This window comes from Corynebacterium minutissimum (assembly GCF_016889765.1).
GTDB lineage: Bacteria > Actinomycetota > Actinomycetes > Mycobacteriales > Mycobacteriaceae > Corynebacterium > Corynebacterium minutissimum_B.
Window position 1 is genome coordinate 2,017,422 of sequence record NZ_CP069533.1, and the last position, 15,222, is coordinate 2,032,643.

The 15,222-nt window shown below is 59.6% G+C and carries 10 protein-coding genes; 8 read left to right on the forward strand and 2 right to left on the reverse strand.

Annotated features, from left to right (window positions below; genetic code table 11):
* Positions 1–8 precede the first annotated feature (8 nt).
* Positions 9–1,310, reverse strand: coding sequence for an Rv3212 family protein (locus I6J26_RS09455; RefSeq protein WP_115021385.1), 1,302 nt, complete (start codon positions 1,308–1,310; stop codon positions 9–11).
* Complete coding sequence (locus I6J26_RS09460; protein WP_115021386.1) at positions 1,307–2,698, reverse strand: DEAD/DEAH box helicase; 1,392 nt, start codon at positions 2,696–2,698, stop codon at positions 1,307–1,309. The genes I6J26_RS09455 and I6J26_RS09460 overlap by 4 nt, the downstream gene beginning before the upstream one ends.
* A 114-nt stretch (positions 2,699–2,812) precedes the next feature.
* Between I6J26_RS09460 and I6J26_RS09465 the strand changes: the two genes are divergently transcribed.
* From I6J26_RS09465 to I6J26_RS09500, 8 genes are read left to right on the forward strand one after another with little or no spacing between them, the layout of a single operon-like run.
* Positions 2,813–3,034: a DUF3107 domain-containing protein gene (locus I6J26_RS09465; protein ID WP_115021387.1), complete on the forward strand. Its 222-nt coding sequence runs from the start codon at positions 2,813–2,815 to the stop codon at positions 3,032–3,034.
* Positions 3,035–3,072: 38 nt separating this feature from the next.
* On the forward strand, positions 3,073–4,023 hold the full coding sequence (locus I6J26_RS09470) for a DUF3152 domain-containing protein (protein WP_239107263.1): 951 nt from the start codon (positions 3,073–3,075) through the stop codon (positions 4,021–4,023).
* A 27-nt stretch (positions 4,024–4,050) separates the two neighbouring features.
* Positions 4,051–4,824, forward strand: a complete 774-nt coding sequence (locus tag I6J26_RS09475; protein WP_115021389.1) for a hypothetical protein — start codon at positions 4,051–4,053, stop codon at positions 4,822–4,824.
* 3 nt (positions 4,825–4,827) lie between these two features.
* On the forward strand, positions 4,828–7,992 hold the full coding sequence (locus I6J26_RS09480; RefSeq protein WP_239121758.1) for an ATP-dependent helicase: 3,165 nt from the start codon (positions 4,828–4,830) through the stop codon (positions 7,990–7,992).
* Complete coding sequence (locus I6J26_RS09485) at positions 7,985–11,206, forward strand: ATP-dependent helicase (RefSeq protein WP_115021390.1); 3,222 nt, start codon at positions 7,985–7,987, stop codon at positions 11,204–11,206. Before I6J26_RS09480 ends, I6J26_RS09485 begins: the two co-directional genes overlap by 8 nt.
* 42 nt (positions 11,207–11,248) lie before the next feature.
* Positions 11,249–12,361: a potassium channel family protein gene (locus tag I6J26_RS09490; protein WP_115021391.1), complete on the forward strand. Its 1,113-nt coding sequence runs from the start codon at positions 11,249–11,251 to the stop codon at positions 12,359–12,361.
* Positions 12,361–13,095, forward strand: a complete 735-nt coding sequence (locus I6J26_RS09495) for an NAD(+) diphosphatase (protein WP_115021392.1) — start codon at positions 12,361–12,363, stop codon at positions 13,093–13,095. The genes I6J26_RS09490 and I6J26_RS09495 overlap by 1 nt, the downstream gene beginning before the upstream one ends.
* Complete coding sequence (locus tag I6J26_RS09500; RefSeq protein WP_115021393.1) at positions 13,064–15,115, forward strand: ATP-dependent DNA helicase UvrD2; 2,052 nt, start codon at positions 13,064–13,066, stop codon at positions 15,113–15,115. Before I6J26_RS09495 ends, I6J26_RS09500 begins: the two co-directional genes overlap by 32 nt.
* Positions 15,116–15,222 lie beyond the last annotated feature (107 nt).

Consider the following 15,222-nt stretch of genomic DNA (forward strand, 5'->3'; position numbering starts at 1 on the left):
TCCTAAAGCTAATCGGCCTTAAGCGCCACAGCCGTGTCGCCGCGCTGCTCAATAATCACTGTTCCTGAGAGTGTGAGCGAAATTGGGCCGGTATAACCTTCACGGTCCACAGGGATGGTGCGCTCAGTCTGACCGCTCGACCAGTTCACCACGTCGATGCCCTCCTCGGTGGGGACGAGGAGGCGTTCATCAAGGGCGATGCCGGTGCCCACGGCGTTATTCAGCACATGGTCTACCTTCAACTCAGTCGGGGTGAACAAGTAGAGGCGCTCACCATCGAACCACGTCATGTGGTGGGGAAGGTCAGCGATGGCCGGTGCAAAGGGCGAGGCTGAATCAATAATGGCCTGGGACGGTTCGACGTCCGTGGTGGATAACTGCTCGCCGTCGAAATTGTAGGAGACAATGCGCGGTGTACCTGTGGGCAGGTAGACCGCGGCGGCTTCCTGACCAACGGCGACCAGACGCGCGCCCGGATCAGTAATCTCAATCTCTTTGGTAATTTCCGGCTTACGCGAGTCCTCCGGGGTAGCCTCCTGTATGCGAAGCCACGTCGACGTGGGGGAATCTGGGCAAGACTCGGTAACGGCGAGCGTTTCGGTACGCGTCAGAGCAGAGGAGATGGCACAGTCTTCGTGAGGCTGCATATTGGGTTCTTGCTTGGCGTCCACATCACCGTATTCCACCGTGCGGACCAGGTCCGAACGCCAGAGTTCGATGCGCTCGGTAGAGACAGTACCGACTCGGTCATTCGAGGAAATAGGGACAACCTCATCGGAGCTGCGTGCGCTGCGGGTATCGGAGTACTCACCGGTTGCAGCGTCAATCGCTACGACATCACCGCAACCAACATTGGTGTGATAGGACGCCACGATCTTGTTCCACGCCGTGCCAAGTGAGCACAGGTCGGCATCACGGCGCTGATACGTCCACACCGTGTCACCTGCGGAATTAGTGGCGGTTAGGGTATCGCCCTCGTGGGCCACCACGAGCCCCTTTGACGACACTGCCCGCGTTTGGCCCGGCACCAAGGTATTAGGCAGTGAAAAGGACTTCGACAAGGCAGAAGGGATGGAGGAGAGAGTGTCGGGGTCAGTATCGACGGACGATTCGACGGCTGGGGTGAGTTCCGCTTTGTGAATCGGGGCAGTGACAAACGCGCCACCAACGGCGATGGCGCACACCGCGCTGATGACGCCCACAGCCGTCCAATCCGCCTTGGAGGAGCGCAGAATCGGGGCTTTCTGTGAAGCCTTCGCGGCCTTCTTCTCCGGCTGCGCGGAGCTATTCTCCTGTGCCTCCGAGCTCATCGGCGTCCTCCTTGGCGGGTTGAGCGTGTACGGGTGTGGGCGCGGGTGCGGCGGGATGCACGCGCGGAATCAGTGGCAGTGCGACGATTCGAGCCGGACCGGCGCGGTGCGCCCAACACCTTGGTGGGTGGTCCGACGGATTCTTCAACGTCTTCGGGAATACTGAGGGCTGCGGCAAGCTCCGGTGAGGTGCTAAACCACTGGGGCGGTTCCGGCTGATCCAAATCGAGCTCATCGTTGATAATGTGCCATTTGCTCAGTTCATCGTAGCCCACGAGGGTGACAGCAGTTCCAGTGTGTCCTGCACGACCGGTACGGCCGATGCGGTGCACGAACGTCATAGGATCATCTGGGACCTGGTGGTTGATTACGTGCGTGACGTCATCGACGTCGATACCGCGCGCAGCCACGTCGGTAGCCACAAGAATGTCCACGGTGCCCTCGCGGAAAGCGGTAAGGGAGCGCTCGCGTGCAGACTGATCCATATCGCCATGGACCGCGCCCACGTTGAAACCTCGCTGTGCCAGTTCCTCCGCTACGGAAGCTGCCGCGCGTTTGGTGCGGGTAAAGATAATGGTTCTTCCGCGTCCTTCGGCCTGCAGAATGCGACTCAACACCGCAACCTTATCCATGCGGTGAGCCTGGAAGGTGATCTTGCTGGTGGAGGAGTGAGTGTGCTGATCATCACCGGATTCGGCACGGATATGAACCGGTTTGGTGAGGAAGGTGCGCGCCAGCGTGACGATTGGCCCCGGCATCGTGGCGGAGAAGAGCATGGTCTGGTGTGGGTTTCCGTGCAAAAGAGTGAGAATCTTCTCGATATCCGGCAAAAATCCCAAGTCCAGCATTTCATCTGCTTCATCAAGGACGAGGACACTGACCTTGTCGAAGCTCAGGTGCTTCTTCTGGCACAAATCAAGAAGGCGTCCAGGCGTGCCCACGACAACATCCGCGCCGGCTTTGATCTGTTTAATCTGTTCCTCGTACGGCCTGCCACCACAGAGCGTGATCACACTGAGCGGCAAGTGCGCGGCGGCCACCTCGAGGTCACCGCTGACCTGGATCGCTAGCTCGCGCGTTGGGGCGATAACCAGCGCTCGGGGAGTGCCATCGAGTTCTGGGATATCGGCATCATCAAAGACCCGATCCAGCAGTGGGACGCCAAAGCCATAGGTCTTGCCCATACCGGTGCGGGCTTGACCAATGAGGTCCTGACCGCTGAGCGCGATGGGAAGAGTCAGTTCTTGGATGGCAAAAGTATGCGTGATTCCACGCGCAGCCAAGGCATCGCAGATTTCTGCCGCGACTCCTAGTGCGGCAAAGGTGGGCGATTCGCTGGTGTTCCCGCGGTGATCGCGGGAAGCGTTCGAGGATTTCGGGGAATGCACACCTTGATAGTAGAGGACGTAGCTATAGTGGGGCCATTAGAGCGCCGGAGCACGGGTGCTAAAACGCGCCCCTTCGGCAGGACGTTGAAGAATTATCGAAGGAGCATGCACAGCATGGACATTAAGTTTGGATTCGCCGATACCGCACGCGAGCTGGTTATTCACGCTGAAGGTGAGCAGGAGGAGCTGACTAAGACGATCAATGGTGCTTTGGCGGACAACTCCACTCTCGAACTAGAAGACTCTAAGGGGCGTAAGTTCATTGTGCGGACGGACCGCGTCGTCTACGTCGAAATCGGCACTGCCCGCGCCCATACCGTGGGATTCGCGGGTTAAGTACGCACGAGCTTCGCTAGCGGGTAGCCTAAATGGCCATGGACAATCCCGCGCACAGTGATCAGCGCCCTCAGCAGCATTCTCAGCACGCCTCAGCGCTGACGCGTTTTGCACGCGACTATGGCTGGTGGCGGGTGGTGGCAATTCCCGTCATGGTTGTCATCACGGTCTGGGTTCTCGTTGACGTGCTCCGCTCGCCGTCAGCAGAGTCGCCTGAACCGACGGCAGGGGAGGAGCAAGCAACGAGTAGTGTTGTTGCCACTACATCCGCACGGAAGGGGCCCGACCCGGCAAATGCCAGCGCCATTGCTGCTGCTAAGGATGAGCTTCCCGCAGGCGGGACCTTCACTGAGCAGGGCGAGGAAACCTACCGTGACGCCGGCCCATCGACGATGCATGCCGGCAAGGGCGGTGCACAAACCATCCGGTTTTCAGTCGAGATTGAAGATGGCGTGGATACTTCCACTTATGGGGGCGACAGTGCAGTTGTCGCGCTTGTCGACGCCACCCTGGCCGACCCCCGCGGGTGGACCGGCGCTGGGAATTACGAATTCATCCACGTGAAAGCGGATGACAACCCAGATACTCACATTCGCCTCACGTCACTAGGCACGACTGCAAAGCTGTGCGGCGCACAGTTGCAATCAGAGACTTCCTGCCACACGACAATTACGGGCGAATCAGCGGTGTATCTCAATGAATCGCGCTGGGTACGCGGTGCAGTTCCCTTTGAAGGTGATCTAGGAAACTACCGCCAGTACCTCATCAACCACGAGTTCGGCCACGCTATCGGCTATGCCTCCCACCAGCCGTGCGGTGGCGATGGCAAATTGGCTCCGGTCATGATGCAGCAAACACTGAGCCTGAACAATGCTGAGCTTTATGCCAAGGATTCGGAAGAGGTTTATCCGGACGAGGATGTGACGTGTGAGCCAAATCCGTGGCCTTATCCCATCTCAGCCGACCACGATCACGCTAAGCCGGAATAGCTCTACGAGAAAGACGAAGACGTACTTATGCCGCTGCCGCCTGAACCTGTTCTAGCTAGCTTTAACGCTGAAACCCGACCCCGCCGTGTAACGGGCGAGCTGATGGGGTCTGCCTGGGATAATGGCATCCTCGTTGGGGATGTTGTCTTTGCTGAGGCCCGCGAATGGTCAGGATGGTCTGCCAAAGTGCGTGACAAGCTCAGTGTCCCAGGGGTGCGGATTGCTCGTCCCGTACTGACCACTGATGGCCGCTACACGGCCGCCGGCTGGAAGGCTACGCAGTTCGTGCCCGGCCAGGTACGTGGGCGAATTGATGAAGCGGTGCAGGTGGCGCTGCGGCTCGATAGCGCCCTTGCGACTGCGCCACTGCCGAGCTTGGGTCAGCGTGACGATATCTTTGCCCGTGCCGAACGCGCCGCGTGGGAGGAGACGGGCGAGGCCTATTCCGACGAGGAGCTTTCCGAGCTTCCCCTGGCGACTGCGCACATGGACGTGCTGGGTACCACGGTTTTCTCTGGGGCGAACCCGCCAGCACTGACGGATATCGTCCCTTCCGCGGCACCGCGCCCACAGGGCTGGTCTGCGGCATTAGCGATGGTGGACGGGTTGATTGCGGATGCCGTCGATGCGGACATCTGTACTCGCTTCGAATCAATTCCTGGTGTCCACCAGCTCTTGTTACGTGCAGTGGCGTATCGACGATACGTGAACGTACTGCACCCGAACTCCAAATCGACCGTTCGTTCGAACATTGAAAAGGTGGAAGAGACCCTCGTGTCCGCCGCATCTGACAGACTATAAGGCGTGAATTACAGCAGTCAGTCCACCGTCCGCGCCGGCGTTAGCCTTCCTCCCTCGCCCGACGTTCGCCTAATTCCCCGAACTCGGAGCGCCATCCAGCGCTCCTGGGACGTGCCGCTGCCAAAGGAAGGCACGTGGCGTGTCCTGGGCACTGCGGGTTCAGGGGTGTCGAGCCTGCTTATCGATGTTGTCTTAGACCAACTCACCAGCGGTGCTGATGCCTCTGGAATTCTCGTTGTAGCGCCGTCGAAGGAGTCGGGCTCGTTGCTGCGGCAGGAACTGGCTGAGCATCTCGAGGACTATGCAGCACAGGCTTCCATGGTGCGCTCCGTGCACTCCTTGGCTTTCGCGTTGCTGCGCCGCGGCAGTGAGGAGGAGCTGCGCCTGATTACCGGTGCGGAGCAGGACGTTGTTATCCGGGAACTACTGGCGGGCCACGCGGCGGATGGCCGTGGTTCGTGGCCCGCGGAGGTGCGCCCGGCTCTGGAGTACGTTGGCTTCGCACGGCAGTTGCGCGACTTGCTGCTGCGCGCGATTGAACGCGGGCTTGGTCCAGGAGACTTGGAGGAACTTGGGGCCCGTTACCAACGTCCCATGTGGTCTGCCGCAGGTGACTTCCTCCGTGAGTACGAGCGCACCCAGGCCCTTGCTGGTTCGCATTCTTACTCTGCGGCGGAACTTGTCAGCCAAGTCCTCCTTCGACCTGAGTTACTCCAGGATCACCCATGGCACACCATCGTGGTGGATGATGCCCAACTGCTCGACCCCACCTCCGGCCGGCTCATTGCTGAGCTGGCCAAGACCGCTCGGCTCACTGTGGTTGGTGGCGACCCAGATCAGGCAGTCTTTGCTTTCCGCGGCGCCAATTCTGAATTCCTCACCTCGTGGGAGGCAGAAAACGAACTGCGCTTGGTAGCCCCGCACCGCAGGCCATCACCTGCTTGTGTCAGCGTTGTCGACTCCCGTGGAACCCTGCGTGATGTTCTGGCTAATACGGTCCGCCGCCGCCACCTAGAGGACGGGGTGAATTGGCGCGACATTGCAGTTATTGTGCGCTCCACAGGAGACATTGGCCCAGCTCGAAGGACCTTGCTGGCGGCCGGCGTACCGGTGCATATCAATCCAACGGATGTGATTCTTGCAGAACAGCGTTTGGTTAAGGCCGTAATGTTGGCGTTGCGTGCACTGGAAACCGACCTTGATCCGGTGGAACTTGAGGACCTCATTACTGGCCCCGTGGGCGGTGCTGATCCGGTTACCTTGCGCCGACTTATCCGCGGCTTGCGCCGTTGGAAGCCGGAGCAGCGTGGCATGGACACCTTGCGTGAGTTGCTTGAGGGCGATGTGCCGGACTTCGATAACATGCTCACGGAGCGCGAGGAAGCCATTCTTGCCCGTATCCGCGGCGTCCTGTCTGCGGGGCGCGAGGCTCTGCGGGCAGGAGCTGCGGTGGAGGAAATCCTCTGGGAGGTGTGGCAGTCTACGGGGCTCGATACCCGCCTCCAAGCCGCGGCCCTGCGCGGAGGTGCTGCCGGTTCTCAAGCGGACCGAGATCTTGATGCCATGATGGCCCTTTTCGATGCCGCTGGTGACTATGCCGAACGCCGTCCTTCCGCATCTTTGGAATCTTTCATCCTCCACATCACCGAGCAAGAGCTGCCCACCGGCGTGCGTGATCGCCGCTCGGCTCTGCCAGATGCCGTGGAGATTCTCACCGCGCATGGAGCGGTGGGACGAGAATGGGACACGGTTATTGTCGCGGGAGTCCAGGAAGGTACCTGGCCCTCAGTGGGGGAGACCGGTTCCCTCTTCGGGCAGGAGGACCTAATTGACTTGCTGGATCGTGACATCACTCCTGGCACTCCGGTAAGCCATGTATCTGGGCGTTTGGCGGAAGAACGCCGCCTCTTCCACGTGGCTACAACCCGTCACCGCCACCGTTTGTTGGTTGTCGCGGTGGATTCTCCAGAGAGTGATGAAGTGGAAGAACCGTCGCGCTTTATTGAGGAGTTTCTGTCTGCCGGTGGAGTGGATGTACCTGGTGCACAGGCGCGCCGGGAGGCCAGTCAGCGGTGGGCACGTCAAGCACTGCCGCGCGAGTTAGGCCTTGAGCTTCCGGATCCGGGGCCAGTGACCGTACGCGGTGGTGCCGGCATTGATGAGGAGATGGATCCGCTTGAGGTCTCAGTGCTCTCGGTCCCTTCCTTCGTGGCACAACTGCGTCGCTGTGCCACCGATCCAGAGTCTGGCGAGGCCGAGCGTTCTCAGGCAGTTCGGCAGCTTGCCCGTCTCGCAGAGGCCGGTGTTCCAGGCGCACACCCGGATCAGTGGTGGGCTGCGCGCTCGGTGGCGTCCGAGCATCCGCTGTCTGGTTCTCACAGCTTGTCTCCCTCCCGGGTGGAGGCACTCAGAGCCTGTCCACTAAACGCAGTGTTGGGCAATCTTGCTGAAGAAGAGACAACGAATATCAACCTTGTACGTGGCAACCTTGCCCATGCCTTCCTCGAAGCTTTAGGTCGTGGTGTTGAACCAGGTACTGCGAAGAAACTCGTGGTAGAAGCCTTCGCTTCGATGCTCGACGGCCCCTTGTGGCGCCGCGATGCCGAGCTTGCTGATTTCGAGCGGCTCATCGATCGCACCCATAGCTGGTTGCTGTCCACCACGTTGGAACCGGTCGGTGTCGAGGTCCGTGTCTCCGTCGACGTTTCCCCGGATGTGACTATCCGCGGGTATATCGATCGACTCATGAAAGAGGGCGATGAGTACGCCGTAATCGATCTCAAGACAGGCTCGCAGGCAGCAACGAAGGAAGCTGCACGAGACAACACCCAGCTGTTGACCTATCAGTTAGCCCTTGCCCACGGAGAACTCGTCATGGAGGACTCTGCAGATGAGGAACAAGTAAAGGCAATTCGCACCGGCGAAGGTGTGCCCCGTGCCACGAGCCGGCTGGTGTATCCACGTACCTCAGCAGCAAGTGTGACGGAACGTGAACAAACAGCTAAGCCACCGGAGGAACTCGACGAGTTTGCAGCACAGCTACCAGCCCTCGTCGCAGAGCTGCGGGGGCCGGGTCTTACTGCCCGTGAGAACGACGGCTGTGATCGTTGCCCCATCCGCTCCATCTGCCCTGTCATGAACGAAGGAGGTCTGGTGACCAATGCCTAATCACCCTCAGAACCCCACTCACCACTTCAGTCCTGAGGAACTGGCTACTGCCCTAGGCAAGCCTTTCCCTCCTACCGAAGAACAAGCTGCCGTCATCGAAGGTCCACTTGGACCCAAGCTCGTCGTCGCCGGTGCTGGCGCGGGCAAGACTGAGACGATGGCCTCACGCGTCGTGTCCCTAGTAGCCAACGGCCTTGTGCGTCCTGAACAGGTCCTTGGTTTGACCTTCACCCGTAAAGCAGCACAGCAGCTCGAGCAGCGCATTCGCCGTCAGTTGTTGACCTTGCGCTCTTCAGGCATCCTTCGCCCCGGTAGTGCTGCTGCCGAAGCCGTGGAGAATATCGTGCCAAAGGTGTCCACCTATGACTCCTACGCAGGTGACCTTGTCCGTGAATACGGGCTCCTCATGCCGGTAGAGCCAAGCGCACGCATCATTACGGAGGCTGAGCGCTACGCCATCGCCCATGAAGTAGTGAGTAACTATGCCGGTTCCTTGAGCACAGATCACGCAGTGGCAACGGTGGCTGCCACCCTTTTGAACCTCGCGCAGACCATGGATGGCGAACTTAAGGATCCAGCTTCCTTGCGTGAGCACGAGGAGATTTTCCGGAAGACTGCGGAAGACCTTGAGAAGACTCGCAAGAATGGCAAGGAATTCAGCGACAATGTGCAGAGCTACCTGGACACGCAGCGTCTTCGTTTGGAATACCTGCCTCTTGTGGAAGCTCTCAAGAAGGAGCAAGCTGAGCGAGGAGTCATAACTTTTGGTGAGCAGATGTCTATTGCTGCGACCTTGGCGAAGAACTTCCCACTCTTGGGCGAGCAGCAAAGCGCGCGCTATCGCGTCGTGATGCTCGACGAATACCAAGACACCTCCCACGCGCAACGTATTTTGCTGCGCTCTCTTTTCGGCGGGCCACGTGAGGGGCTATCGGTGACCGCAGTGGGTGACCCCATGCAGTCAATTTATGGGTGGCGTGGGGCCACCGCGGAAAACCTTGCGGCTTTTGTCACCGACTTCCCACAACCGGATGGTTCGGATGCGCCGAAGGACCAGCTCACCACCTCGTGGCGCAATCCCTCCTCGGTGCTAGAGCTGGCTAATGATGTGGCTGCGAAGCTTTTCTCTGAAAGCCCAGGGGAGCGCCCCGTTGATGAGCTTTCGCCCAAGCCGACTGCACCGGCAGGAACCGTCGAGTTGGGCTACTTTGCCACGGAAGCAGAGGAACGAACCTTCATTGCGGAACACTTGCGCGAGCTTTATGAAGCCACTCCCGAAGGCGAGGAGTTTAGTGCGGCAGTGTTGGTGCGCACCAACAAACAATCCCCGCTCATCGCGGCAGCCCTCGATGAGGTTGGTGTTCCGAATGAGATTTTTGGAGTCGGTGGCCTCCTGTGGCGCCCCGAAATTCAAGACCTCGTCGCAGTCGCGACGTTGCTGGTCCGTCCCCAGGACACCACAGCAGCTTTGCGCGTGCTCACCGGGCCGATGTGTGGCCTAGGCATCTCCGATATTCAGGCCCTCCACTCACGTCAGCGCAATTTGGCCGGTACTACTGATGGCCGCCTGCGGTGGGAAGGGGGCGACCCGCTGGAGTACCTCACTGCTCAGGTGGAATCCATCACTGCTGAAGGGCCCGACCAAGTGTTGGGACTCGCGGACGCCCTTGCTGATCTAGGTGAGCGGGATCGCTACAGCGCTGAGGGCCTTGAGCGAATGGAGGAGGTCGCCGCTAAACTGCGGTACCTACGCACATACTCGCTGGGCAAATCGTTGAATGACATTTTTGCTGACATTGAGTTTGTCTTCGGCGTGCGTACTGAGGTTCTCGCTGCCGGAAAGCCGGGAGGAGCAACGCACCTTGATGCCTTTGCTGACCTCGTAGCAGGTTTCCACGGAGATAGCTTGGCGGCATTGCTGGATTATTTCGAGCTGGCCAAGGAAAAAGAGGACGGGCTCGCCCTGGGCGAGGTACCGGTTGTACGCAACCGCGTACAGATTATGACCGTGCACAAGGCTAAGGGCCTGGAATGGGAGCACGTGTGCGTGGCACATGCAGATTCCTCGAGCTACAAAGCCCAGGCAGAGACTTTCCTCACGAAGATTGAGAAGGCACCTGGCGATGATGACTACATCGAACTGCCCGATGACGCTGTGAAGCGCTCGGAGTTCGGTAAGGCTTGTGAGGCTTTCAAAGAGCTTGACCGCGACTTCCAAGCTGAGGAAGCAGCGCGCTTGTTCTACGTGGCGATAACGCGCACAGAGTCCACGCTGACAGTGACAGGTTCCGGTACGAACAAAGCAAAGGGAAAGAGTAAGAAGGGCCCATACTCTTATCTACAGTTGCTGGCAGATAAGCACCCAGAACTTGTTGTTCACTGGGAGGTACCGGACCTCCCCGTCGAGGCTGAGGAAGGCACGGAGCGTGAAGCTTATTTCCCATCGCTGACTCCACAGCCCCGGGCGGTTGATGCAGCCGCTGCGGTTCGCGCCGCGATGAAGGGGCTTCCAGCATTGCGAGATGGCGAGACCTTCGAGCTGTGGGAGCAGGAGGCTAGCGCGCTTATTGAAGAGCACAAGGCGCTGCACGCCCCAGTGGTCGATGTTGAGCTTCCGAGTGAGTTGACGGCCTCCGACATGGTGGCCATGTCAGCTGACCCGATTCAGTTCGCACGCCGTCAGCGTCGCCCCATTCCCTTCAGGCCGAATTCCTACGCCAAGCGCGGTACCGCCTTCCACGCCTGGCTCGAAGACCGCTTCGGCGCACCAGCGCTCTTGGGTGAAGATGAGCTACCAGGCTCCCACGATGAGCCCGACCACGACCTCGAATCTCTCAAGGAAGCGTTCTTGGCTTCCGAGTGGGCTCAGCGTACCCCAGCACATGTCGAGGCACCTTTTGAAATCACCATCGGTGATTCCGTCGTGCGTGGTCGCATGGATGCGGTATTCCAGCAGCCCGACGGAACTTGGCTCATCGTGGATTGGAAGACGGGCCGGCGCCCTCAGGGCTCTGCGCTGACCTCAGCGCAAATCCAGCTTGCTGTCTACGCAGAAGCATGGCGCCGTATCCACGACGTCGACTCTGTCCGAGCAGCCTTCTTCTACGTCCAAGAGAACTTCCTGCTAGAGCCGGAGAACCTGCCTACTGGCGCACGCCTTGCTGAGCTTGTGGACTCTGCAGTTTCCACCCCGCCCGGGTTAAGTCTAAGGTAGTCTCACGGTACATTCGCTCCGTTAAAGGGAGGTTGGCGCTTAGTGGCCAAGCATTTAGGCAAACGCTTGACATCGCGTTTTTTGCCGCAGATTGAGTTAACCTCGCAGCCTGACCATGCGTTGATTGACGTCATTACTCTCCCGCGTACGGAGAGCACCAACCCGTGGAAGCAGCTGGCACGCCGCGTCCTGTGGGCTTTCGGACTTCTCGTCCTCGTCACTATCGTCGTCTACTTTGACGGCGATGGATACAGCGAGGACCTGTCGCTGCTCGATGCTGCCTATTATTCGGCGGTCTCGCTGACCACGGTGGGCTATGGTGACATCGTTCCCGTTACTCCGCAGGCACGTTTCCTCAACCTCGCCGTTGTTACCCCGGCCCGTCTGCTCTTCCTTGTTTTGTTGGTTGGAGCGACCTTGTCGGTGCTCACTGACCGAGCCCGTCGCACATTTGAAATCCAGAATTGGAGAAAGCAATTGCGTAACCACACTGTCGTTATCGGCTATGGCACGAAGGGCGCCGGTGCGGTGGCTGCTCTTATCGCGGATGATGTTCCTGCCTCCCAGATCGTGGTCGTCGATACCAACCGCGCCGCACTGGCTAATGCTGAACACCACGGTCTGGTGACCATCTATGGTTCCGGTACCAAGCAGGATGTTTTGCGCATCGCCGGTGTGCAAAATGCCTCATCCGTTGTTGTGACTCCATCCACGGACGATACTGCCGTGCTGTGTACGCTTTCCGTGCGCGAGCTCAACCCCAAGGCCAAGGTGGTGGCTTCAGTCCGAGAATCCGAGAACCGCCACCTTCTCTTGCAATCGGGTGCAGACTCAGTGGTGACCTCTGCTGAGACCGCGGGCCGTCTGCTAGGTCTTGCCACCGTCACACCGACGGTGGTGGAAATGATGGAAGATTTGCTCTCCCCGAACGAGGGCTTCTCCGTCGCCGAGCGCGCTGTGCGCGAGTTTGAGGTTGGTTCTAACCCGCGTCACCTTGCAGATATTGTGCTCGCGGTCCTGCGCAATAATGAGCTGCACCGCGTTGATACCGCCGATGCCTATGCGCTCAAGCCGGGTGACCGCCTGCTCTACATCAAGCACGAAGTGAACCAATCCATCGACGATACCGATGAGGACGAGGACGACGACAAGTAATGTTCCTGCCAGTCACCGAGACCGGCCGCATCCCAGTTGATGCCGAAGGCCTGCCTGTCCTCGTGGCAGAACCTGCCGGTGACATCCTCGTCGAGGCTGGCGACGTTGACGCCTTCCTGCTGGATACAGCAGCTGCCGAGAAACTCGGCTCGCTGCAGGATGCTACGTTCTTCAACGGCCAGCGCGACATCCTCAAAGCTGTGCATGTTATCCGGAATCGTCGTGAAGCGCGCTTCGATCCGCGCACGGGTGAGGAATTGCAGTACCCCGCTCCTGGCATAGTGGGGCGCACTGGTGACTGCTATGTCTTCCCCCGTGTTGACCCAGCGGTGATCGGCATTATCCACCACCCAGAGTCCGAACGCATCCTTCTGGCGCGCAACCGCCACCGCCCCGAATTCTTTTCTCTCATTGCTGGCTACGTAGAGCCGGGCGAAACCCTCGAGGACGCCATGGTGCGAGAAGCGCTCGAGGAAACCGGTCGTCGTCTGCATACCGTGCGGTACTGGGGTTCCCAGCCGTGGCCGCCAAGTGGGTCCCTTATGGTGGGCTTTTCTGCCGTCACGGAGGATGTCGAGGCCGTGTGCGATACTGACGAAGAGCTCGCAGAAATACGGTGGGTGTCCCGCGGTGACCTGCCGAGCATGACCATTGCCCGTAAGGGCTCAATTGCACACACGATGATTATGGAGTGGTTCCACGGTGATGAGACCGGATCTGTCCCTGCTCGATGAGGACCAGCGTGCCGCCGCTACGGCGCCGCGCGGCCCTGTGTGCATCCTGGCAGGCGCCGGAACGGGTAAAACCCGAACGATTACCTACCGCATCGCCCACATGGTGGACCAGGGCTTTGTCAATCCCCAGCGTGTTCTCGCTGTCACCTTCACCACCCGAGCGGCAAGTGAGATGCGCGAGCGGCTCCACCAGATGGGTGTGGGGGGAGTGCAGGCCCAAACCTTCCACGCCGCCGCCCGCCGTCAATTGAAGTTCTTTTGGCCACAGGTAGCAGGGGACTTGCCGTGGCAGCTCATCGATAACAAATTCAGCCTTGTCGGACGCGCCGTGCGCTCCTTGGGGCTCGACAACACCAAGGACACTATTCGTGATTTTCTGGGGGAAATTGAGTGGGCCAAATCATCGCTCATTGGTCCCGAGGGCTATCCGGGTGTCATCGAGAGCACGGACCGCGAAGCACCGGGTGATCCGCAGGCCGTCGCCGAAGTTTTCCGCCGCTATGAGGACATGAAATCCACTCCGGATCTCATGTACCTCGATTTCGATGACCTCCTCATGCACATTGCCGGGGCCATTGAGAATGTGCCATCGGTTGCGGAAGTATTCCGTGAGCAGTACCGCACGTTTGTCGTGGATGAGTACCAGGATGTCACGCCGCTGCAGCAGCGTGTCCTTGAAGCCTGGCTGGGGGACCGTGATGACCTCACGGTCGTGGGTGATGCCAACCAGACCATTTACTCCTTCAACGGCGCTTCACCGGAGTACCTGTTGGACTTTTCTCGCACCTATCCGCAGGCCACCATGATTAAATTGCAGCGAGATTACCGCTCCACCCCGCAGGTTACGCAGTTGGCTAATGAGGTCATTGCAAAGGCCACCGGACGTGCCGCCGGTACCCGGCTGGAGCTGCAAGGCATGCGCGAGCCCGGTCCAGAGCCCACCTTTAAGGCTTATGAATCCGAGGAGGTAGAAGCCAAGGAAGTCGCGGGGCAGGTGCTGACCTTGCTTAACCAAGGCGTGAAAGCTTCTGAGATTGCCATCCTCTATCGCATCAATGCGCAGTCGGAACAGTTTGAGCAGGCGCTGGCGGACGCCGGACTTGTCTACCAAGTCCGCGGTGGTGAAGGGTTCTTCCGGCGGCCCGAAATCCTGGAGGCTATCCGTGTGCTTATCGCCGCATCGCGCCGTGAGGATCTACCGGATGATCCGGTTGCCGTTGCCCGCGCGGCTTTCGTGGAGCTGGGCTTGACGGCTACGGAACCACAGGGTGCTCAGGCACGCGAGAGGTGGCAGTCACTGAGCGCACTGGTGGATCTCATTGCCCAGATTGTGGAGGACCACGAGGGCATTGATCTCAACGGCGTGCTGGGAGAGCTGCACCGCCGCTCAGAAAACAAGCACAACCCCACCATGGAGGGGGTTACCTTGGCTACCATTCACGCTGCTAAGGGCTTGGAATGGGATGCGGTCTTCCTTGTCGGGCTCACGGAAAAGCTGTTGCCCATTAACCACGCCATCAAAGCTGGCGATGAGCAGGTGGAAGAGGAACGCCGCCTGTTCTACGTGGGCATTACCCGTGCCCGCGAGCATCTGGCCCTGTCGTGGGCGTTAGCAAAGACCACCGGTTCGCGGGCATCGCGCGAGCGGACCCGCTTCCTTGACGGCCTCGTGCCGAGCATCGAGGAAAGCGAGTCGAGCAATCGCCGTTATCGCCCGCGGCGCTGCAGGGTGTGCTCCAGCGAGCTCACCAGCCCTGCAGAAAAGGTGTTGGGCCGCCACGAATGGTGCGAGTACGAAGGGGATGAGGATGTCTTCAACGCGTTGAGGTCGTGGCGTGCCTCGGTGGCGAAGGACTCTAAAGTACCTGCGTACGTAGTCTTTTCTGACGCCACTTTGCAGGCCATCTCGGAGGCGCTTCCCGCCACGGAAGCGGAACTGCTCGATGTCTCAGGCGTCGGCCCGACGAAATTGGAGCGCTACGGCGCGGAAGTTCTGCAGATCATCGCTTCAACACGTTAAGCGCTCTTACGCGTATAACCAGCAATCAGGAGGCCTTAGCCCGAACAGTATGGGCAGCGTGGATGCTCCAGCACGAAGCGATGTTGGTCCATGCCGTAGGGATCAAT